This is a genomic window from Aquimarina sp. Aq107 (assembly GCF_943733665.1).
Lineage (GTDB): Bacteria > Bacteroidota > Bacteroidia > Flavobacteriales > Flavobacteriaceae > Aquimarina.
Genome location: NZ_OX030782.1, coordinates 1234003 through 1256797 on the forward strand (window position 1 = coordinate 1234003; position 22795 = coordinate 1256797).

A 22795-nucleotide genomic window follows, 5' to 3' on the forward strand; every position below is an offset into this window, starting at 1 on the left:
TTCTATATATTTTAAAACATTTATTAATCTTTTGCACAAATTATGAAAAATTTTTATCTCTTTTTCGCTCTGCTTTTTTTCGGAATAATCAACGCTCAATACAATCAAGAAGCTCCTTGGATGAGGGATTTCCAACAAAGTAAGACCAACAAGGAATTAAGACCAACTTTTCAAGAAATTCAACAAGCTTTTAATGAATATTGGGAAACAAGAGACCCTAGTAAGAAGGGTAGTGGATATAAACCATTTAAAAGATGGGAATATATATGGGAAGATATAGTAGATGGAGAAGGATATTTACCAACATCTGAAGATAAATGGATTGCTTGGGAACACAAAAAAGAAATAGAAAACAAACTAGTATCTACTGATTTAAGTAACTGGGAAGCTATAGGACCTTTTACGCATACAAATACGGGTTCTTGGTCTTCTGGTCAAGCTCGAATTAATGCAATAACTGTGGATCCTAATAACGAAAATATTTGGTATGTAGGAACTCCCGCCGGAGGTTTATGGAAATCTGTTAATGCTGGAAATGCTTGGGTTCCTCTAACAGATAATTTACCCCAAATAGGGGTTTCAGGAATTGCTATAGACTATTCTAATTCAGATATTATTTATATTTCTACAGGAGACGATGATGGAAATGATACTTTAAGTGCAGGAGTTTTTAAATCTACAGATGGCGGACAAACATGGAATGCTACTGGATTAGCACCAGATAATACACCATTATCAATGAATGAAATTTATATTCACCCAACTAATTCTAATGTATTATGGGTAGCCACTAATACTGGGGTTTTTAAATCAATAGATGCAGGTGTAACTTGGAATGTTACATTACCAGGAAATATAAAAGATATTAAGCTAAAACCAGGTAATCCAGATGTTTTATATGCAGTTACACCTAGTGAGTTTTATAAATCTACTAATGGAGGAGATTCTTTTAATATTATTACTAATGGAACTCCAACAGGTAGCGGTAGAATGGTTATAGAGATCACACCTGCTAATGATGAATATGTTTACATATTAAGTGTTAATGCTGATGAGTCTTTTCAAGGAGTATATCGTTCTGAAAATAGTGGGGATTCTTTCTTAGAAAAAAACACTACTACCGATGTTATAGAAAGTCAACAAGCATTTTATGATTTAGCCTTAGGTGTTTCTCAAACAAATGCAGATGAAATATTTGTAGGTTGTTTAAATGTTTGGAAATCGAATGACGGTGGTTCTTCCTTTTCTAAGCTGAATGAATGGTTTCGTCCAGGTGATCCATCTTATACTCATGCGGATATTCATATGATTAGGTCTTTTGGAGGAACCGTATTTGTTTGCTCTGATGGAGGGATCTATTCTTCAATAAATGGAGGGAATAACTTTACAGATCATACAGGAGGTATTCAAGCAAGTCAATTTTATAAAGTAGCTATTTCTCAGAATGATCCGAATAAAATGATTGGAGGGCTTCAAGATAATGGAGGACATGCATACAATAATGGAAATGGTAATTGGCTAAATTATTATGGAGCGGATGGCATGGATACTGCTATAGATCCAACCAATGATGATAAGTATTATGGTTTTATCCAAAACGGAGGTGGTTTATATATGTCTTCTAATGCAGGAAGTAGTAGTTCGGGAAGTGTAAATCAGCCTTCAGAATCTAATGGAAATTGGGTAACCCCTTTAGCTATGAATAATAATGGAGAGTTATTTGCGGGTTATGATAACCTATACAGGCTAAATGCTACAGAGGACGGATGGGTGCAACTAGCAAGTTTAGGAAGTTCTGCGGATCAAATGGAAATTGCACCTTCCGATAATACAATTATGTATATAGCTGTTGGAAGTATACTTAAAAAAACTGAAGATTCTGGAACAACAGTTACAGATGTATTTACTTTTGGAAGTAATATCAGAGGAATTGCAATTCATAATTCAAATCCTAATATTGTATGGATTACTACAGCTTCTGGAGTACAAAAATCGATAGATGGAGGTGTCAATTTTGATAATATTTCCTCAAATTTACCTGTAACCGATAGATATTTTTTCATAAATGATATAGTACATCAGGCGGGAGAATCTCAAGACGCTATTTATCTAGCTACTAGTATTGGAGTGTTTAGAAGTGTTACTAATGGTTCTTGGACTCCTTTTATGAATAACCTTCCTACGACCATAGTTAATGATTTAGAAATAAATATTGCCGATAATTCTATTACAGCCGCAACTTATGGAAGAGGGATATGGAGATCATCACTTCCTAGCTGCTTGACAATTACTGCGGAGCAAGAACTTTCTGTAGATAATGGAGTTTTTGAACAAGGATCAACTCAGGGATTATGTACAGGACAATCAATTGCACTGAATTTAGAAGTGTTAACAGGTGATAATCCTACTTTTAGTTGGGTAGGTCCAAATGGCTATACAAGTACAGCTTCTACTATTACATTTAATGATTTATCCTTAAATGAAGCGGGAGAATATATTGTAACAATTAACTCAGTAAATACCTGTGGGACTATAGATTATTCATTTACATTGGATATTGAAGAAGCATTAGAACCGATAGCATCAGATGTGAATGTTTGTGCAGACGATACAGCTGTGCTTACAGCATCAGGAAGTTCAGATTTTAAATGGTATACTTCCGCTTCAGGAGGAACTGAAATTGCTACAGGTAGTTCATTTACAACTCCACCGATTGCAGCACCTACTATGTATTATGTATCTGGGGTTTCTGGTAAAATTGTTACTGAACAAACTATGTCTCCTGGAATAAATACAGCTACCGATTATACGAATTCTCCAGGAATCATTTTTAACACTTCGGACGATGTAATCATAGAATCTTTTACAGTATCTGCTATGCAAGCAGGAGAAAGAACTATCCAAGTGGCAAATAGCTCTGGTGATTTGATAGCATCAGCCACAGTTGATATTCCAGAAGGGGAATCACTAGTAACGGTAAATCTTAATGTGCCTAAAGGAGAGAATAATGTGATATCTGTTTCTAGTGATTTAGTATTGCTTAGAAGGACTCCAGCAGGAAATGGAGTAAATTATCCATATACATCTCCTTCTAATATTATTTCGATCGTAGGAAACTCGTTCAATGCATTAGATTTTTATTACTTTTTTTACGAATGGAACTTTACTTCAAAGGGAGGAAGATGTGAATCCATAAGGACACCTATAAATGTTAATATAGCAACTGATACTCCAGATTTATCAGATGGAGATACTGAGTATAGTATTGACGGAGGAACGTCTATATCATTTAGCGATGGAGAAACTATTGAAATTTTAGAAGATTTAAATATAGTATTGACAATACCAGCTTCTCCTTTTAATGCTTCTGTAGTTTGGACAGCTCCAGGAGGTCAAGCGTATAATACGGATAGTATTAGTTTTGATAATATAGTACTTAATGGTGATGAAGATGGAGATTGGACAGTAGAAGTTACTTTTGGAGCAAATTGTGGAGTAACACAACAAGTAATTAATTTTACATTGGATGTTGAGCCCGCTACACTTAATGTTGAAGATTTTACTTTTGATACAATAAGAATTCATCCAAATCCTACACAAAATAAGTTGTATATTGATAATGCTGTAGATTTTATTGATCCAAGGATTACAATTTTTGATATAAGAGGAAGAAGATTAAACAGTCCACTTGATATACAGAAAATAACATCTAAGCAGATTGAATTAAATACTTCATCCATATCACCTGGAGCTTATTTCATAATAATCGAAAACGATCAAAGAAGGTTAGTTAAGAAGATGGTTAAAGAATAGTTCGAAAAACCAATAATAACTTAATTAAAATTTATTAATGTAAATTAATAAGGCTTTATATGTTTGGTGTTATAACGAATGTATAAAGCCTTATTATTGAAATTTAATATAAGAAAGAAAAGAGACTAATCTTATATGTATAAAAAATAATGAGGTATCATCATTGTAATACTATTTGATAATGAAATTAAATAAATCTTAAAATTTTGATACTTATATGAACTTTTTTGAATAAAAAAGAGTCTTTTTAACTTTTTTTTAATAATACATCAATGTAAATACTCAATTCGTTAAACTATTTTTAAACCTTAATCAAAAAAATAAAACATGAAAACTCGAATATCTAGGGCGCTTCTTGTAGCATTATCCTTTTTATTTGTTTCCGTAATTTCTTGTAAAAAAGAAACAACAGAAACACTACCAGAAAAAGAGGAAGTTGGTAAATTATCAATCGATTTTGAAAAGTATGAATTAGAAAATGGCCTTCAGGTTGTTTTACATCAAGATAAATCTGATCCGATTGTTTCTGTAGCAATACAGTATGGTGTAGGATCTAATCGCGAAAAAACAGGAAGAACAGGGTTTGCTCATTTATTCGAGCATATGTTATTCCAAGAATCAGAAAACGTACCTCAGGATCAGTTTTTCAAAAAGATTCAGGATGTAGGAGGAACTCTTAATGGAGGTACTTGGCAAGATGGAACTATATATTACGAAGTGGTTCCTAAAAATGCAATGGAAACAGTAATGTGGTTAGAATCAGATAGAATGGGATTCTTAATTAATACAGTTACCGAAAGCGCATTTAATAATCAACAAGAAGTTGTCCAAAACGAAAAGAGACAGCGAGTTGATAATAATCCTTATGGTCATACAAGTTGGGTAATTGATAAAAATATTTTCCCAGAAGGACATCCTTATAATTGGCAAGTGATAGGGGAGTTAGTAGATCTTCAGAATGCAACGGTAGAAGATGTAAAGGAGTTTTATGATAAGTATTATGGACCAAATAATGCTACACTGGTATTAGCAGGTGATTTTGAAACAGCAGATGCTAAGGCAATGATTGAAAAGTATTTTGGTGAAATCAAAAAAAGACAACCAGTAGAAAAGCTAAAAGTTCAGAATGTAACTTTATCCGAGACAAAGAGGTTTATGCATGAAGATAATTTTGCTACAACTGCTCAACTTAATATGGTATGGCCAACTGTAGAACAATATACGGATGATGCATATGCCTTAGATTTTTTAGGAGAATTGTTGTCCGAAGGAAAAAAAGCCCCATTGTATAAGGTGTTAGTTAAAGAAAAGGAATTGACATCGGATACAAATGCTTGGAACCGTTCTATGGAAATAGCCGGTAAATTTAGAGTTAATGTTACCGCTAATGAAGGAAAAAGCTTAGCAGATATCGAAGCTGGAGTTTTTGAAGCATTTAAGAAATTTGAAGAAGAAGGAATCACAGATACGGATATTGAAAGAATAAAAGCCGGTCTAGAGACTCAATTTTATAATGGAATAAGTAGTGTTTTAGGAAAATCTTTTCAGTTAGCACAGTATAATGTATTTGCAGAAGATCCTGGATTTATTACCCAAGATATAGAAAATATCAAAGCGGTTACCAAAGAAGATGTATTGAGAGTATATAATAAGTACATTAAAGGAAAACCTTATGTTATTACTAGCTTTGTTCCTAAAGGGAAAGTTGATTTAGCAGCCAATGATTCTGAAAAAGCTGCTGTTGTAGAAGAAGAAATCAAAGAGAATGTAGAAAAAGCAGTAGCAGAAACAAAAGAAGAAATAGAAAAGACGCCATCTGCTTTCGATAGATCTGTAGCTCCTAAAGAAGGAGAATCTCCTAAGCTTAATATTCCATCTTCTTGGAATACAACATTAGCTAATGGAATGAAAGTATACGGAATGGAACAAAATGAACTCCCATTGGTCAATTTTAGTTTAGTAATTTCTGGAGGTCATTTATTAGATTCTTTTGATAAGGTTGGAGTTGCAAATCTTATGACCGATATAATGATGGAAGGAACAGCAACTAAAACTCCAGAGCAGTTAGAAGAAGAAATAGAATTGTTAGGAGCTTCAATTAATATGTATACTACAAGAGAGGCTATAATTATTAGTGGGAATACATTGGCGCGTAATCTAGATAAAACGATAAACCTTGTAGAAGAAATTTTATTACAACCTAGATGGGATGAGGAAGAATTCGCAAGAATTAAGACCAAAACTATTAATGGGATAAAAAGATCTGCTGCTAATCCTAATGTAGTTGCGAGAAATGTATATAATAAGGTATTGTATGGAGATAAACACATGTTTGCATATCCTACTAGTGGAACAGTAGCGTCAGTAGAATCTATAACTATAGATGACCTAAAGCAATTTTATGCAAATAATTTTTCTCCATCCGTTAGTAAATTTCAAATAGTTGGTGATTTAAATAAGGATATGGCTATAGCTTCTCTTAAAAATTTAGAGAGTAAATGGGCAAGCAAAGAAGTTACTATTCCTGAGTACGAAATTGTAAATAATAGAGATAAAGCATCTTTATACTTTGTAGATATTCCTAATGCAAAACAATCGGTTATTAATATTGGGTATTTGTCTATGGCTCGTACGGATGAAGATTATTTTCCAGCTACAGTAATGAATTATAAATTAGGAGGATCATTTTCCGGGAACGTAAACCTAATTCTTAGAGAAGAAAAAGGATACACCTATGGCGCTAGATCAGGGTTTAGTGGAAGTAAAATCCCAGGAACATTTACAGCTTCTTCAAGTGTACGTACCAATACCACTTTTGAATCTGTAAAAATATTTAAAGATGAGATCGAAAAATATAAAAACGGTATTTCTGAAGAAGATTTAACATTTACTAAAAATGCTTTAATTAAATCAAATGCACGTAAATTCGAAACTCAATTTGCGTTATTAGGAATATTGCAAGAAATGGGAAGATATGACCTTCCGGCTGATTATATAGCTAAAGAAGAGTCAATTATTGAAGGAATGACTCTAGAACAGCATAAAGCACTAGCTAACAAATATCTGGATGAGTCTAAAATGGCTTATTTAGTTATTGGAGATGCTGCAACTCAGTTTGAACAATTTAAAAATGCTGGTTTTGACGAAGTTGTAATGTTAGATAAAGATGCTAATGAAGTTAAATTATCTGATGTAAAGATGTAATTATTATATCAGTATACAATAGTTAAGATAAAGGAGAACTTTCACGTTCTCCTTTATTTTTTTATTGGCTATTGTGTTTGATTTTTATTTTTTGCACTAATCGACAAATGTATTTTTTAAACTCCATATTTCTTATACCATAGCCATCTAATCCAATTAATTCAACATTTCTTGAGTCCCTTGATTTTAAAGAAATATAAAATAGAGAATATCCATCCCTTTTGAACCAGATTTCATTTTCTTTTCTTAATATTTCATAGGTACTACATTCTTCAGAAAAAGGTGATTCCTTTATTAAAGAGTAGTTTTCATAATTTATACATTCATAATGTTGCTCAATTTTTGCCCAATAAAATTGATAGTACATTACCAGAATAAGAGTAAATGTTATAAGTAAGATAATTGCGAACATGACATTGTACGGTTTAAAAGAAATTTTAATAATTTCCGATGGATTGATTTACAGAAAAGAAGTTTAAATCTTTTGATTTATCATCTAAAATTAATTCTCGCTTTTCTATATCATCTTCGAATGTTATTATTTTTTTTAATTCTCCTAATTCATTATATGTTTTCCAAGTACCTTGTCTCTTACCTTTGATAAAAACTCCCTCAATTTTTGTTTTTCCATTAGAATAAAACGCTTTCCAGATTCCATTTTCATCACCGTTATCGTAGCTTTCGACAAATATTAATTTTCCTTTTTGGTCATAGATTTTCCATTGACCATGAGTTTTATCATTATTAAATTCCCCTTCTTTTTTTAATTGGCCATTAACATAAAATAACTTCCATGCTCCATGTAATTTGTTATTACTTGTTTCCCTAATTTCTTTTATAGAACCATTACTATAATAAAAGGTTTTACTATTGTTTTTTTGTTCTATTGTAGTATTTGATATACTATTAGTAGAGTTTTCACTTACTAAAGATAATGACTGCTGTGCTTTGAGTTTAGGAAGAAATATTAAACTGATAGAGAATATTGTTTTAAGAAGTGTGCTTTTCATAATAAAAGTGCTTTTCGTTTTGATCAATACAAAGATTTATAATAATAGGATCTTTTTTTACACCTCTTTAAGTGAAAATGCATTCACGGTTTTCAGGGAATAGAACTCTTGTTTTGTGCGTTATTTTGTTTATGATATAATAGTAATAAATAGTATTATAGAACAGTAATTTTTAGGGACATTTACCCCTATATAGAATAGTTATTTTCCTTTGCAGATTCCGTGTTTTAGCTATGTTGATTAATCGATCTAAAGCATAATTTTATAACATCTTAATCGAACAGATATTCCCCTTTTAATGGTTAAGGATACACTACCCCATTTTTAATTAGAACGCCCTATTTCTTAGATTTTTGAAGATGTAAATCATCTTTTTGAATTCAATTTTTGATAAAAAAGAAACTGATTTATAAAAACAGTTAATTCTATAATTATAAGAATATGATATTCGAAGTACTACAAATTATTACAGAAGAAGTCAATAATTTTTTCAATATAGAGATCGAAGAAAAACCAGTCTCATTAGATAACATAGCTTTTATAGAATCAGAAACTAATGATAATCAAAATACTAGTAATAATGTAGTACTATCATTATTACATACTGAAGAGGAAGCTACATTAAAAAATATACTGAATCACCAAATAGAAGGAACTAAGGTTGTGTATAAAAACAATAAAGTTCACCTGAATCTATATATAATGTTCTCTACTAATAGAAGTGATTATACAGAGTCTCTAAAAAGTTTGTCAAAAATTATCGAGTTTTTTCAATCAAAAAGAATTTTTACTCAAAGCAATACCATTTTTGATAGAGAAGTAGATGGAATGGATAAAATTAAAGATTTCAGGTTTACAGTAGAACTCTTTAGTCCATCCTTCGAAGAGATGAATTTTATATGGGGAACACTGGGAGGAAAACAATATCCTTCAGTAATATATAAAGTAAGTGTTTTAGAAATCGAAAGAGATGTTACCCAATCAGAAGGAAGTTTAATTACCGAAATAAACGGAAGCTTAAATCATAAGTAAATGGCATTTAGAACACTATATAAAACATTATTTAATATAGAGATACATCACTCTTATTTTCTGGATGACGGATTATCACCTTATATATCCATGAATGATGATGAAAAAAGAATTCAACTTAAAAAATATAATTTTTTGGATTACATCAATGTGATTCCTACCTACGCTACTCAGGCGATTTTAGGAAATCATAAGTTAGTCTTGAGAAAAGGTCTGGATGGTTTCAGGGTGTTGAGCAGTGTTATTGAAGAAAACGATAGGTTTAAATCACTTAGATTTTTAGAAAATGATCTGAAGCTTACTTTTTTAGTATATGTCAAAGATTACTTATTTGATAATTATACTGAGCTTTCAAAAGCAGATAATAGACTTTACTACTTTTCTAATAGTAAACCAATCACAGAGGCGGATCCCTATTCATATATTCCTCTAGGTTCATCAAATGATCTTATTACTGATGAATTTTTATTGACAGAAGAAAGTACCCGACAATTATGGTTCGACCTTGAACAGGATAATATCAGAGCAGAAATAAAGAAGCGATTAGATCTGATTGCAGAACTTGAGAATGATGATGTTTTAACAGATGAAGGAAAACAGATAATAGATCAATCCGTTCAAAAAGATCGAGGTAAAGGGTTATTAGGAATTATTGAGTTACAAATGATAGGTGATAATAATATGGATATCATTGAGATTGATAACACAGACCCTAATGATATCAAAAGTTTTTTATTAGATCCTACTCCAACATACAAGCTGCATTTCGAAAATAGAAAGACTATCTGGAAGTATATCAAAAAATCTGATGAGAACGAGTTGGAAACTTCTTCGGTAAAACCCTTAACCAGAAATGGTTTCATAGAAATTGATCCGGATACTGATTTCACTGGGCCATTGCCGGTGGATATAGATAAATACATTTTTCCAAACCCTACGGCTAATATCGTAAAACAAACAACAGACGTAAACACAAATATAACAACAACATATTCTGAAATTTTTATTTAAAAAACAATTAAAATTATGGCAACTACGTACAAAACACCAGGGGTCTATATCGAGGAGATTGTAAAATTTCCTCCTTCGGTAGCCCAAGTAGAAACGGCAATACCAGCTTTTATTGGATATACAGAGAAAGCTACTAATAAAATCAAAGGAGATTTAAAAGACATTCCAACTCGAATCACCTCTATGCTGGACTATGAAACGTTTTTTGGTTTTGCAAAACCAGAAACAACTATCAATGTTACGATCACTGATGAGGTAGTAAATGGAGTGATAGAAAGTTCTATAGTGGTGGATCAACCGACTAGCAAACAACCTTTTTTGATGTATTATTCTATGCAAATGTATTTTGCTAATGGAGGAGGACCATGTTACATAGTTTCTGTTGGGAGATATGGAGAAGATAAGTATTTAGATACAGATGATTCTCAAGTAATGGGGATCAATAATGAACAATCTTTAAAAGCCGGCTTAGACGAATTAAGAAAGGTTGATGAGCCTACATTAATTCTCTTTCCTGATTTAACTCGTGTTTCATCAATAAACAAGACTGCTTTTTATGGTTTGTATAACGATGCATTAACTCAGTGTAAAGATTTACAAGATAGGTTTACTATTATAGATCCTTTAAACTATGATGGGACAAGTCCTACAGATACTAACATTGATGATTTAAGAGATGAAATTAGTTCGGATAAGGATCAAATAAAATATGGAGCGGCTTACTATCCATTTTTAGAAACTATTTTGGATTATAAGATTGATGAGGATAAAATAACTATCAAACATTTTAATGAAAATGATCCGCAGGCTCAGGTAGTCATTACAGAAAATTTGGCAAATATTGATATTGCTGCTTCGGTAGAAGAAATTGTAAATGAAACAGGAAGTTTTGGTACTACTTTCGAAGGTAGTTTAGTTACAGCTCTTGAATTTCTTTATGATGCTACTGATGGGTTTAATTTAGGTGCTGCTGACGATGCAGATAAAGATTATTCTGCTCCAAGGCCACTAACCTTATACAATAACTTAAAAACGTTACTATCTCATTTAGAGAGTTTGATTCAGCTTAAGTCGGATACAGATATAGAAGCAAATGCAGCGATATCTGCCTTATCAGATGAGGTTCCTGCATTAAATGCTGATATAACCGCTATTGAATCGGCATTGGCAAATTTTGACAACCTTTTTGTAAATGATGATACCATAGAACCAGTTTATAAAGCTTTAAAGAAATTAAATGATAATCTTAAAAAGAATATAGATGAAGCGAACGAAACTAAAATCCAAAATCTAATTGATAGTAATACATCAAATGTTTTAGATGAAATAGAAAAACTAATTACCGTGGCAGATGTATCAGCACCAGCGGATACAGATACTACATTATTTGATGCTATAGTTACCAATTGGGAAACATTAAGAGATGCTATTATTGATAATACTCCTGATGATGGAATACTAGAAGATATTAGTCAAGATACTAATAATGGTAAACTACACGGGAGAACATTATCATCGATTGAGCAATTAGATAACGCAACATACAATACAATTTTAACAGCGATTGGTAACCTTCCTATGGAATTACCACCTAGTAGTGCAATGGCAGGAGTTTATGCACGTGTAGATTCTGATCGAGGAGTATGGAAAGCACCTGCTAATGTAAGTCTTAATTATGTGATCAAACCTACAGTAAAAGTAACCAACGTACAACAAGATGGTTTAAATGTAGATACTACAGCAGGTAAATCGATCAATGCGATCAGAACCTTTACCGGAAAAGGAACTTTGGTTTGGGGAGCAAGAACATTGGCAGGAAACGATAAAGAATGGAGGTATGTGCCAGTAAGAAGGTTCTTTAATATGGCAGAAGAATCTATCAAAAAGGCTACAGAACAATTTGTTTTCGAACCAAATGATATGAATACCTGGGTTCGAGTAAAAGCGATGATCAATAACTTCTTAACACTACAATGGAGAGCAGGAGCATTGGCAGGACCAACACCTGATAAAGCTTTTTACGTAAACGTTGGGCTTGGAGAAACTATGACTGCAAATGATATCCTTGATGGAAATATGATTATCGAAATAGGTATGGCAGTAGTACGTCCAGCAGAATTTATCATTCTAAAATTCTCCCATAAAATGCAAGAGGCATAATCTGGATATTAAATAGAAAATAACAATAAAAATAAACAATAAAACATATAGAAATCATGGCAGAATATCCATTACCAAAGTTTCATTTTAAAGTAACAATTGGCGGTGATACCGAATTAAATTGTACAGAAGTATCAGGATTAGATTTTGAAACCGAAGTTATAGAATACAGAGGTGGAGCAGACAATGATTATTTTAAGAAGAAACAACCAGGAATGACCAAGTTTGCTAACATTTCCATTAAGAGAGGAACTTTTGCTTCTACAAAAGGTCAGTTCTACGATATGTGGAAGAAAAATGTATTTTTTCAGGAAGGAGAAGAACAATATAGGAGTGATCTTACTATCAGTTTACTGGATGAAAAACACGAACCTATTGTTACCTGGGAGGCATCGGATGCTTGGTTGTTAAAAATCCAATCTACAGATCTTAAAGCGGACGGTAACGAGATCGCAATAGAATCGGCAGAATTTGTAATCAACAGTCTTAAACTAGCTTCATAATGGCTACCTATTATCCACCCGTAGGGTTCCACTTCAGTGTAGAATTCACAGAATTATCAACCAGTGAAAAAGATCATCAGTTCCAGTCCGTATCAGGATTAACAGTTGATATCGAAACTGAAGAAATTACTGAGGGTGGAGAAAATAGATTCAAACATAAAATTCCGGTAAGAACTAAATATCCAAACCTGGTTCTTAAGCGAGGATTACTTGTAGATTCTAAGGTTGTAGACTGGTGTAAGAAAGCCGTTGAGAATTTTGATTTCGAACCCATTAATCTAATTGTCAAATTATTAAACGAAAAGCATGAGCCACTTCTATCTTGGAATATCGTTCATGCCTATCCGATAAAATGGTCAATTGCAGATTTTAATGCAGAAGAGAGTAAGGTGGTTATTGAAACCATTGAACTCGTGTATAACTATTATAATACCATAACCTAAAAATGGGAACCATAGAAATAAAAGAATTACACATTAAAATTAATGTAGATAATAATAAAAAAGAATCCGATAGTACAGCAGGTAAAAAAGCAGGAGGAGCTAATAAAGATATCATTATCGCAGAGTGTGTAGAACAAATTATGGAAATCATTGCTAAACAAACGGAAAGGTAATCATGAGTACTGGAGAATTAACAAAACTAAAAGTAGTAGCTTATAGTGACCCTCAGTTTAATAATGAGGTGGCAGACGGTGAATTTATTACTTTACTTAATCCAGAGAAGTATACTTTTAACTATAAGATTGAGCAAAACGAAGATCAAGCTTCAGGTACCAGTGATTTATCTCCGAGGTTCAATAAAAAACTTCCAGAAAATCTTGTATTAGAATTTCTTTTTGATCGTTCTGGAGTATTAGTTCATTATGGAGGTGACCCCAATAGTACGGAAGATAATAAAGTGTTAAAGGATGAAGGAGAAGGGATTATAGATGATATCGAAAAATTTAAAAAGGTAATACTCGATTATAACGGAGAAGAACATGAACCTAATTATGTGATGATCTCCTGGGGAGCATTACTTTTTAAAGGGAAACTTACTGAGATGAGTATCGAGTTTAAGCTATTTAAACCAGACGGTACACCAATTAGAGCAGTTGCAAAAGGTACATTCCAAGGGTTTGTAGAAGATGATTTACGCGTAGCAAGAGAAAATAATCAATCTCCAGATTTAACACATTTACGAATCGTAAAAGAAGGAGATACACTGCCACTAATGTCACATCGTATTTATGGAGATTCTAAATACTATCTAGAGGTGGCAAAAGTAAATCAGCTTACATCATTTAGAAAATTGGAAGTAGGAAAAGAAATTTTCTTTCCACCCATAGAAAAAATCTCGTAATCATGGCAGAAGGTAGCGTTATACAGACTTCAAAAAGTGCAGATTTAGTTACTACTAAAATACTGATAGGTGGTCAGGAATTATCTAAGAAGTATCAAGTAAAAACAATAATTGTAGAAAAAGAAGTCAATAGAATCTCAACCGCTAAGATCATTCTTATCGATGGAGAACCAGCAAAACAAGATTTTGAATTAAGTAATGAAGAACTTCTTATTCCCGGAGCAGAAATCGAAATCACAGCGGGATATCATTCTGACGAAGAATCAATATTCAAAGGGATTGTGATCAAACATAATATCAAAATCAAAACGAATGGTTCTTACTTGATTCTGGAATGTAAAGATGAAGCCGTAAAACTTACAATAGGTAGAAAAAGTAAATATTTCTATGAAAATAAAGATAGCGGTATTATCGAAGAGATTATCGATACTTACGGAATTGACAAAGAAGTAGAAGCTACAAATCATGAGCATAAAGAACTTGTGCAGTATAATATTTCGGATTGGGATTTTATAGTAAGTAGAGCACAAGCTAATGGTAAACTGTGTTTTGTAGATGAAGGAAAACTTACCATCAAAAAACCTGATTTTAGTGCGGAACCTACAGAGACAGTAACTTTTGGAACTACGATTCTGGATTTGGATGCAGAAATAGATGCAAGACATCAGATTGATAAAGTTACTTCTTATAGTTGGAACTATGCAGATCAGGAAATTGTAGAAGCAGAAGGAGCAGATCCAGGAGTAAGTCTAAACGGTAACCTAGCACCATCTGATTTGTCATCTGTGATAGCCTTAGAAAATCTAGAACTAAGACACGGAGGAACACTTTCTACTGCAGAATTACAGGACTGGAGTGATGCCAAATGGATGTTTCAACAATTGTCCAAAATAAGAGGAAGAGTAAAGTTTCAAGGAATTCCTGCAGCAAAGCCAGGAGTTATTTTGAATCTTCAAGGAGTTGGAGATCGGTTTAATGGGAAGATATATGTGACCGGAGTTAGTCATCAGATATCTGAAGGAAACTGGACTGTTGATGCGCAATTTGGTATAAACCCGAAATGGTTTTCTGAAACATATGAAATCAATGCAATGCCAGCATCAGGACTATTATCCGCAATCTGTGGACTTCAAGTTGGAATTGTAAGCCAGTTAGAAGAAGATCCTGATGGAGAAGATCGAATTCTAGTACAAATTCCTATCGTCAATAGCGAAGAGCAGGGAATATGGTGCCGTGTTGCTTCTTTGGATGCAGGAGAAAACAGAGGAGCTTTTTTTAGACCAGAAATAGAAGATGAAGTAATTGTTGGATTTATCAATGATGATCCTAATGATCCAGTAGTACTGGGGATGCTTCATAGTAGTGCTAAACCAGCTCCTATTACAGCAGCCGATGATAATCATGAGAAAGGTTTTATTACCAGAAGTGAAATGAAAATACTCTTTGATGATGATAAAAAATCAATAACCATTGAAACACCAGCAGGAAAAAAAATGGTATTAGACGAAGATGCAGGATCTATTGTAATTGAAGATGATAACTCTAATGTCATTACTATCGACGATTCAGGTATAGCTATAGAAAGTGCAAGCGATATCAATATGACAGCTTCAGGCGATGTAAATATAGAAGGGACTAATGTAAACATTACTGCTAGTGCACAATTTAAAGCAGAAGGATCTGCAGGAGTCGAAATGTCTTCAAGTGCAACAGCAACGCTTAAAGGTTCTTTAGTACAAATAAATTAGAATAAACCATTATAAAACATAATAAGATGCCACCAGCAGCAAGAATAACAGATATGCATGTATGTCCAATGGTAACAGGAGTTGTACCACATGTAGGAGGCCCAATACTTCCAGCAGGAGAACCAACAGTATTGATTGGAGGATTACCAGCAGCAAGAGTGGGTGATATGGCAACCTGTGTGGGACCACCAGATACTATAATTGTAGGCTCTGGAACAGTGATGATTGGTGGTATGCCTGCGGCTAGATTAGGAGATAGTACATCACATGGAGGAACTATAGTCTTAGGTCTATCAACAGTGATGATAGGTTAAAAATATTGAGTTAAGGCAAAAGGTTAGGAGAAATAAAAATAATATAAAAGGTTAATAAGAATAGCAATGGGTACAAATACATCTTTTTTAGGAACAGGTTGGGGTTTTCCTCCAGAGTTTAGTAAAAAGGGAAAAGGAAGAGTAGAAATGCTCTCAGATGAAGCAGATATCAAAAGCAGTCTAGAGATTCTATTGTCTACACGATTGGGCGAACGCATTATGGTACCTAATTATGGATGCAATCTGGATGAATTATTATTTAAACCCTTAAACCTGACTTTAAAAACTTTTGTCAAAGAGTTAATTAAAAATGCCATTCTGTATTATGAACCCAGAATTGATCTTGAAAAGATAAATATGGATCAGACAAATGAATTAGATGGAGAATTGTTGATCATTCTTGATTATAGAATTAGGGCAACTAATTCCAGAAGTAATCTGGTATTCCCTTTCTATAAAGAAGAAGGAACTAATATTTAAAAAATATAAAAAGAAGTATTAATGAGTAGCAATTGCGAACATAACGATTTATTGTTAATGCGAAACGGTACATCCCAAAGCCAACGTTTTATAGAAACTTTGGATCCCGGAAGTGTTAAGTTACATGATCTTACTACTGAGGATTGGATGCGATTTGCAATGCTGTTCTCAAGAAAAGTTAATTATTTTGATACGGAAACCAATACAGTTTCGGGAGATTGGAATGATTTTTTTATTAATGAAAATGAAATTAAGGCTTTTGTAGATAAACTAAAAAATCTTGAAGAATCTAATGAAGAAAACAATCTTCAAAAAAATATAGAACCACATCTAACACTTTTTGCAGCTTTTTTAAAACTGACTTCCTTTTCGCAAGACAGATTAAATGAACTTTCTAAAAAACATCTTGATTTTTATTACAAACAAGTATTAAAACTAGATAATAAAGCTCCCGTTGAAGATAAGGTACATATACTATTTGAACTAGCGAAAAAAGCAACCGAAGTAAAAATTGATGAAAGCACTGCATTAGATGGAGGAAAAGACAGTAACGGGCAAAAACGTATTTATAAAACTCAGAACGAAATTGTTGTTAACAAAGCAACCGTAGCTTCTCTAAGAAGTGTTTTTAATGAGAAGAGAATAGAAAAAGTAGGGGAGACGGAAATTATAGAACCTATTGGAATAAGAAATGCTTTCGTAGCGAATTCATTTGACGGATTGGGAGAAGGTTTTCCGGATGACGAGATTAGATGGTGGCCTTTTGGGTATCCAAAAGATACACCTGGAGCAACTCAGGATACAGGAGCATATCCGAACCTTCCATTTGCAAAGACAGGATTCGGTGTTTCCTCTTCGGTTTTATTACTCAAAGAAGGAAATCGAACTATTACTTTTACGATAAAACTAAGCAGTTTCGATGCTTCAAAACTAGACGTGATAGATCTTCCTGATTCGATTGCAGTATTATTTAGTGGAGAAAAGGAATGGATAGAAGGAGAAATTATTATTGAAGGTACAAACGCCTCCTCTATAACATCGGAAGAGTTAGTATTAGTAGTACAAATAGGTGAAGGAGCAGATCCGGTTGTGAATTATAATGAAGAAATACTTTTAGAGCCTTATCATACAATAGATCCTGTGGTAAGATTTGTGGTAAAAAATAAAGATATAAACACTGAAAATCTTCAAAATAAAGGAGGAATATTTCAAGAACTTTTTTCTAAAACTGTTGTAAATGATATCATTATCAATGTGTCTGTAGATTCTATACAGGATATTGTGGTAGAAAGCGACTTAGGAACGTTAGACCCTTCGAAACCATTTTACCCTTTTGGTCCGCAACCGGTAAAAGGAGGTAATTTTTTTATAGGAGTTCCCGAAGCATTAGATAAAAATTGGACAAAAGTTTCTGTTGACCTTTCTTGGAAAGACAGACCTACAGATTTTGTAGAAAAATATCGTGCATACAAAGAGGAGTTTAGAGGTATACTAAGTAAGTCAAAATATACATTAACTGTAGATCCGAGTGGAGATGTTCTTGGAGAAGGAAGCTTAACTTCAATCGTAGGAGGAGAGGATTACTTTAAAGCTGCGGTACAAATATTGGAAAATGGAGAATGGAACCCTAAAGTAACAGATCATGAGTTGTTCAGTGGAGGAACTATTGAAATAACAAAAGATCTTGATACGAACACAGGTTCAAAAGATGAGGTAGATGGATTCTTTTTGCAAAAAAAACTTTCTAGAAAAGATGGTAAAATCATTTTCACAAAAGATGATAAAAAAGTACAAAGTAAACCAGCTCCAAAAGAGAGGTTTAGCGCTGCCGCAAAAAAAGGATTTATAAAACTAATTCTCAATGAATCTTTCTTGCATGAAATGTTTCCTCGGATTTTTTCTGTAGCATTATCAATTACGGATATATTTAATGCATCAAATCCGCCACTGATACCTAATGATCCTTATTCTCCACAGGTAGAGACCATACAGGTAGGATATGATGCTCAGGCAAGTATTGCTGCAAAGAATGTAAAACTTTTTCACGAACATCCATTTGGTATTTCAGAAGAAAGTAGCGAGTTAAAGCAAAACTCAGTTTTAGGATCTGCGGATGATATTACTATTAGATTACTTCCAGCATATAAAAATGGATCATTGTATATCGCTTTAGAAAATGCGGAAAATCTACAAAATGTTTCTTTACTGGTTCAGACCTTAGAGGGAAGTGAAAACCCTGAAACCACAAATGATTTTGCTGAAGGAGAAAAACTAAATTGGTCTATATTATGTAATAACGAATGGTTATCTCTTAATGATGATTATATAATCACTAATAATACAGATAACTTCTTAAAATCAGGAATTGTAAAATTTTCAATACCAAAACAAGCAACAAAAGATAACAACAAACTTCCATCTGGATTTCATTGGGTGAAAGTTGATAATCCAAGAGATTTTGATACCGTAAGCCAATTGATCGATATCAAAGCGCAAGCGGTATTAGCTCAGTTCGAAAATAATAATGAAGATCTAAGTCACTTGCAATATGGCATTCCAGGAGGAACTATATCTAAACTTGTAGAGCGTTTAGCGAATGTAAAAGGAGCGGCTCAAGAATATGGATCTTTTGAAGGAAAACCAAAAGAAACTGATCCAGAATTCTATAGAAGAATTAGTGAACGGTTAAGACATAAACAACGAGCAATCACTATTTGGGATTATGAACAACTCGTACTACAGGAGTTTCCTGATATCTATAAAGTAAACTGTTTAAATCATACGTCATTTACCTCTTTTTTATCTCCAGGAGATGTGACTCTGGTTGTAATTCCTAATACGATTAATCAAAACGTATATGATCCCTACAAGCCAAGAATTAGTAAAACTAAGAGGAATGATATTCAGAATTTCATAAATCAATTAAACACACTCCATGTCACGGCGCAGGTTATAAACCCTGTATATGAGGAAGTAAAGGTTATTTTGAAAGCGAAGTTTTATGAAGGAAAAGATGAAAATTTCTATAAAACACAATTAAAGAAAGATATAGCCAAACTATTAGCGCCTTGGGCTTTTGAAGAAACTACATCTATAGATTTTGGAACCACCTTACATGAGAGTTCGGTCATAGATTATATCGAAAAACTCGAATATGTAGATTATATCACAGATTTTGAATTAAAGCAGGAAGATGGTGTAAAAGAAAATGGAGAAAAGAAATTTAAAAAAGTAAAGAAAGTAGTGCCTTCAAGTGCAAAGGTCATACTTACCTCAGTAAAGTTTACAAGTCATTCTATAGGGGAAGTTACTCCAGAGCAAGAATGCAAGACAGTAGTATCTGTATAATAACAAGAAACAAATGAACGAGACGATATCCATACCAAAAAATGTAAGTACCAAAAATGATTTGGACTTCGAATATCTGAGACAGATCGGTATAGAATATATCGAAAAAATAGGTAGTAACTTATGGACTGATTATAATGTTCATGATCCGGGCGTGACCATCTTGGAGATGTTATCTTACGCAATAACAGATCTTTCTCAACGTATCGAAATGCCAATAGAAAACTTATTAGCATCTAAAGAAAATAATTTTGCTAAGATGCATGAGCAATTTCTTTCAGCAATAAATATTTTACCAACTAAACCAATTACAGCGATAGACTACAGAAATTTATTTATTCATGTGGAAGGTGTCAAAAACGCTTGGATTAAGGCACATGAACAATATATACATATTAATTGTGATGTACACCCAGCACAACTTTCTTATAACGTTTTTGATGAAGATCAATTGGTACCTGCTCCTTTTAAATTACAAGGACTTAATGATATCATCTTAGATCTCGAAGATGAAGTTGAAGATCCAGATATTATCATTAATAAGGTACGAGATATCTATCATCAGAATAGAAATCTTTGTGAAGATATAGTAGATGTAACACTGGTGCAAGAAGATCCGATAGCAATCTGCGCATATATTGATCTTAAACCAGGAGCTGATGAAGAATATGTGCTGGCATTGATTTATCAAGCTATAGATTTTTATTTTTCTCCGACGGTCAGTTTTTATTCTCTTCAGCAGATGTTCGATAGAGGATACACTACAGATCAGATTTTTGAAGGCCCTATTCCATTTAAGGGCGGCTGTGTAGATTTTGAAGATGTAAAAGGAGGGTTTATAGACAAACAAGAACTTATAGCAGCAGACCTTAGAAAGCAAGTAAGACTTTCAGATATGATTCAATTAATTATGAATATCGAAGGAGTAAATGTGATCAAGGATATTTCTATTGGTAATTGCGATGGAACACTCGGTTTAGAAGGTTCATGGAATATATGTATTAAAGATTGGCATAAACCCATTCGTTGCGACAAAAGTACGTTTAACTTCACTAAAGGTTTATTACCAATCGGTATTAATCAAAGTAAACTAGAGGAGTATGAAGAGCAACTAAAAGCAGAAGAAAAGGCAAAACAACTAAGTGTTGATATCGAAGATGTAGAAATGCCTCTGGGATCTTATCAAGCGCCAGAAAGTTATACAACTATTCAGAATGATTTTCCTGACACTTATGGCATCTCTACGATTGGACTTCCGGGTAATGCTAGTGTTTCTCGTAAAGCCAAAGCAGAACAACTAAAAGGGTATTTATTATTCTTTGATCAAATATTGGCAAACTATCTAAAGCAATTATCTAAAGTAAAGGATCTGTTATCTGTAGACGAGGATTTAAGAAAGCTGTATTTGGATAACACGGTACTTACAGCAGATGAAGAATTAAAAGTAAAACAAACTTTTTATACTCAGAAAGTAAACGATATAACTGACATTAAAAAGATACTAACAGATGCTCCAATATATGAGCAAGATCTTATAGAAACAATGAATAATGTCAAAGGACAATATACAGGTGATGAAGTTTTCTATAAAAGAAGAAATGAGTTTTTAGATCATTTAATAGGTCGGTTTGCAGAGCGGTTTTCGGATTATGTATTTATTATGAAAATACTATATGGAGATAATCAAAGTGCCAATGATGAAATTCTTAGAGCGAAGCTAAGTTTTTTACAAGACTATAAACAAATCAGTTGCGAGAGAGGATTAGGTTTTAATTATTGTAATCCCAAAACTACGGATACTGATAATGGTATCTGGGATACATTTAATATTTCTGGGTTTCAGAAAAGAGTATCACGTCTTTTAGGAGTCGTTGATTACAAAAGACGAGATCTAGTGACAGAGTTTTTAGAAGTCTATGAAGAAGCGGATGATGATGATGTAATAGAGTATCGTTGGAGAATAAAAAACGAAACACAAATATTATTATCATCTAGTAAACATTATCATAATTTATCCGATGCTTTCGAAGAATTATTCCTAGCATATCATCTAGCCAAGAATCCTGATAACTATGATCTCAAACTTACGGTAGATGGTACGAAAACCTATTTTAATCTTATCAATCCAAGAGTTACTGATCCAGATAGCGAAGATCGAATTATCGCAAGAAGAATCGCTTTTACAGATACAGAAGAAGAGTCAATAGAAGCAAGAGATGCATTAATTGAATTGATAAAAGAAATCAGCGCAGATGAAGGCATGTATGTGATTGAGCATATTTTGTTACGTCCAGACACCAATAATCTTAATCAATTTGATGCAGATCCACCAGAAATACTATTGCCAGATGCAGGACCAGAGGATTTTATGCCTACTTGTTTGGATTCTGATTGTAAAACATGTAGCCCTGTAGACCCTTATTCATACAGAGTGACAATTATATTGCCGGGTTGGACAGAAAGATTTGGTAATAAAGATTTCAGGACGTTTGCAGAGCAGTTAATTCGTGAGGAACTCCCAGCTCATGTACTAGCTAAAATTTGTTGGATAGGATATCCTAAAGGATTGATTTCTGATGAAGAAAATGAAATGCTCAACATACAAGAAAAATATAAAGCCTTTTTAGAACTATTGCATTGCGATCAGATTATTGATAGTAAATCGGCTATAGAAAATTACAGAAGTACAGTTAATGAATTAGTGGATTGTATGAATAATGTACATACCATTTATCACACAGGAAGATTACATGATTGTGATAATGATGATACAGAAGAAACGGGAAACAAAATAATATTAGGAAGAACGAATATTGGCAACCTTTAAA

Annotated in this window: 16 protein-coding genes; 14 read left to right on the forward strand and 2 right to left on the reverse strand. The window is 33.0% G+C overall.

The window, feature by feature from the left end; all coding sequences use genetic code 11:
• The first annotated feature begins 42 nt into the window (after positions 1-42).
• Positions 43-3813, forward strand: coding sequence for a T9SS type A sorting domain-containing protein (locus NMK29_RS05005; protein ID WP_108802501.1), 3771 nt, complete (start codon positions 43-45; stop codon positions 3811-3813).
• Positions 3814-4140: 327 nt separating this feature from the next.
• Complete coding sequence (locus NMK29_RS05010; RefSeq protein WP_108802502.1) at positions 4141-7017, forward strand: pitrilysin family protein; 2877 nt, start codon at positions 4141-4143, stop codon at positions 7015-7017.
• Positions 7018-7078: 61 nt separating this feature from the next.
• Here the strand turns inward: NMK29_RS05010 and NMK29_RS05015 are convergent, their stop codons facing one another.
• Together NMK29_RS05015 and NMK29_RS05020 are read right to left on the reverse strand one after the other, a co-directional pair.
• A complete protein-coding gene (locus tag NMK29_RS05015) occupies positions 7079-7429 on the reverse strand; it encodes a hypothetical protein (protein WP_159092141.1) in 351 nt (116 codons plus the stop codon).
• 25 nt (positions 7430-7454) lie between these two features.
• Positions 7455-8027: a toxin-antitoxin system YwqK family antitoxin gene (locus NMK29_RS05020; RefSeq protein WP_108802504.1), complete on the reverse strand. Its 573-nt coding sequence runs from the start codon at positions 8025-8027 to the stop codon at positions 7455-7457.
• Between the two features lie 441 nt (positions 8028-8468).
• Here NMK29_RS05020 and NMK29_RS05025 point away from each other — a divergent pair, with 441 nt between their 5' ends.
• The 12 genes from NMK29_RS05025 (at position 8469) to NMK29_RS05080 (ending at position 22794) form a co-directional block, all read left to right on the forward strand.
• Positions 8469-9059 carry a DUF4255 domain-containing protein gene (locus NMK29_RS05025; RefSeq protein ID WP_108802505.1) on the forward strand — a complete coding sequence of 197 codons (591 nt, stop codon included), beginning with the start codon at positions 8469-8471 and terminating at the stop codon, positions 9057-9059.
• A complete protein-coding gene (locus NMK29_RS05030; RefSeq protein WP_108802506.1) occupies positions 9060-10070 on the forward strand; it encodes a hypothetical protein in 1011 nt (336 codons plus the stop codon). It begins immediately after the preceding gene.
• Between the two features lie 15 nt (positions 10071-10085).
• Positions 10086-12230 carry a phage tail sheath C-terminal domain-containing protein gene (locus NMK29_RS05035; protein WP_108802507.1) on the forward strand — a complete coding sequence of 715 codons (2145 nt, stop codon included), beginning with the start codon at positions 10086-10088 and terminating at the stop codon, positions 12228-12230.
• Positions 12231-12286: 56 nt separating this feature from the next.
• On the forward strand, positions 12287-12733 hold the full coding sequence (locus tag NMK29_RS05040) for a phage tail protein (RefSeq protein WP_108802508.1): 447 nt from the start codon (positions 12287-12289) through the stop codon (positions 12731-12733).
• Positions 12733-13176 (forward strand): phage tail protein, encoded by a 444-nt coding sequence (locus NMK29_RS05045; protein ID WP_108802509.1) that lies wholly within the window; start codon positions 12733-12735, stop codon positions 13174-13176. The genes NMK29_RS05040 and NMK29_RS05045 overlap by 1 nt, the downstream gene beginning before the upstream one ends.
• Before the next feature lie 2 nt (positions 13177-13178).
• On the forward strand, positions 13179-13349 hold the full coding sequence (locus tag NMK29_RS05050) for a DUF5908 family protein (RefSeq protein WP_199915033.1): 171 nt from the start codon (positions 13179-13181) through the stop codon (positions 13347-13349).
• A gap of 2 nt (positions 13350-13351) precedes the next feature.
• Positions 13352-14077: a hypothetical protein gene (locus NMK29_RS05055; protein ID WP_108802510.1), complete on the forward strand. Its 726-nt coding sequence runs from the start codon at positions 13352-13354 to the stop codon at positions 14075-14077.
• A gap of 2 nt (positions 14078-14079) precedes the next feature.
• On the forward strand, positions 14080-15825 hold the full coding sequence (gene vgrG, locus NMK29_RS05060) for a type VI secretion system tip protein VgrG (protein WP_108802511.1): 1746 nt from the start codon (positions 14080-14082) through the stop codon (positions 15823-15825).
• Positions 15826-15851: 26 nt separating this feature from the next.
• A complete protein-coding gene (locus tag NMK29_RS05065; protein ID WP_108802512.1) occupies positions 15852-16139 on the forward strand; it encodes a PAAR domain-containing protein in 288 nt (95 codons plus the stop codon).
• 66 nt (positions 16140-16205) lie between these two features.
• On the forward strand, positions 16206-16619 hold the full coding sequence (locus tag NMK29_RS05070; RefSeq protein WP_108802513.1) for a GPW/gp25 family protein: 414 nt from the start codon (positions 16206-16208) through the stop codon (positions 16617-16619).
• Positions 16620-16640: 21 nt separating this feature from the next.
• Complete coding sequence (locus NMK29_RS05075) at positions 16641-19967, forward strand: baseplate J/gp47 family protein (RefSeq protein ID WP_108802514.1); 3327 nt, start codon at positions 16641-16643, stop codon at positions 19965-19967.
• A 13-nt stretch (positions 19968-19980) separates the two neighbouring features.
• The gene (locus tag NMK29_RS05080) at positions 19981-22794 is read left to right on the forward strand and encodes a hypothetical protein (RefSeq protein ID WP_108802515.1); all 2814 of its coding nucleotides are present in this window, start codon (positions 19981-19983) and stop codon (positions 22792-22794) included.
• The last annotated feature ends 1 nt before the right edge of the window (position 22795 follow it).

Coding starts and splice junctions, on each gene's coding strand:
- NMK29_RS05005 (WP_108802501.1), top strand. CDS start 43: ATGAAAAATTTTTATCTCTTTTTCGCTCTGCTTTTTTTCGGAATAATC.
- NMK29_RS05010 (WP_108802502.1), top strand. CDS start 4,141: ATGAAAACTCGAATATCTAGGGCGCTTCTTGTAGCATTATCCTTTTTA.
- NMK29_RS05015 (WP_159092141.1), bottom strand. CDS start 7,429: ATGTTCGCAATTATCTTACTTATAACATTTACTCTTATTCTGGTAATG.
- NMK29_RS05020 (WP_108802504.1), bottom strand. CDS start 8,027: ATGAAAAGCACACTTCTTAAAACAATATTCTCTATCAGTTTAATATTT.
- NMK29_RS05025 (WP_108802505.1), top strand. CDS start 8,469: ATGATATTCGAAGTACTACAAATTATTACAGAAGAAGTCAATAATTTT.
- NMK29_RS05030 (WP_108802506.1), top strand. CDS start 9,060: ATGGCATTTAGAACACTATATAAAACATTATTTAATATAGAGATACAT.
- NMK29_RS05035 (WP_108802507.1), top strand. CDS start 10,086: ATGGCAACTACGTACAAAACACCAGGGGTCTATATCGAGGAGATTGTA.
- NMK29_RS05040 (WP_108802508.1), top strand. CDS start 12,287: ATGGCAGAATATCCATTACCAAAGTTTCATTTTAAAGTAACAATTGGC.
- NMK29_RS05045 (WP_108802509.1), top strand. CDS start 12,733: ATGGCTACCTATTATCCACCCGTAGGGTTCCACTTCAGTGTAGAATTC.
- NMK29_RS05050 (WP_199915033.1), top strand. CDS start 13,179: ATGGGAACCATAGAAATAAAAGAATTACACATTAAAATTAATGTAGAT.
- NMK29_RS05055 (WP_108802510.1), top strand. CDS start 13,352: ATGAGTACTGGAGAATTAACAAAACTAAAAGTAGTAGCTTATAGTGAC.
- vgrG (WP_108802511.1), top strand. CDS start 14,080: ATGGCAGAAGGTAGCGTTATACAGACTTCAAAAAGTGCAGATTTAGTT.
- NMK29_RS05065 (WP_108802512.1), top strand. CDS start 15,852: ATGCCACCAGCAGCAAGAATAACAGATATGCATGTATGTCCAATGGTA.
- NMK29_RS05070 (WP_108802513.1), top strand. CDS start 16,206: ATGGGTACAAATACATCTTTTTTAGGAACAGGTTGGGGTTTTCCTCCA.
- NMK29_RS05075 (WP_108802514.1), top strand. CDS start 16,641: ATGAGTAGCAATTGCGAACATAACGATTTATTGTTAATGCGAAACGGT.
- NMK29_RS05080 (WP_108802515.1), top strand. CDS start 19,981: ATGAACGAGACGATATCCATACCAAAAAATGTAAGTACCAAAAATGAT.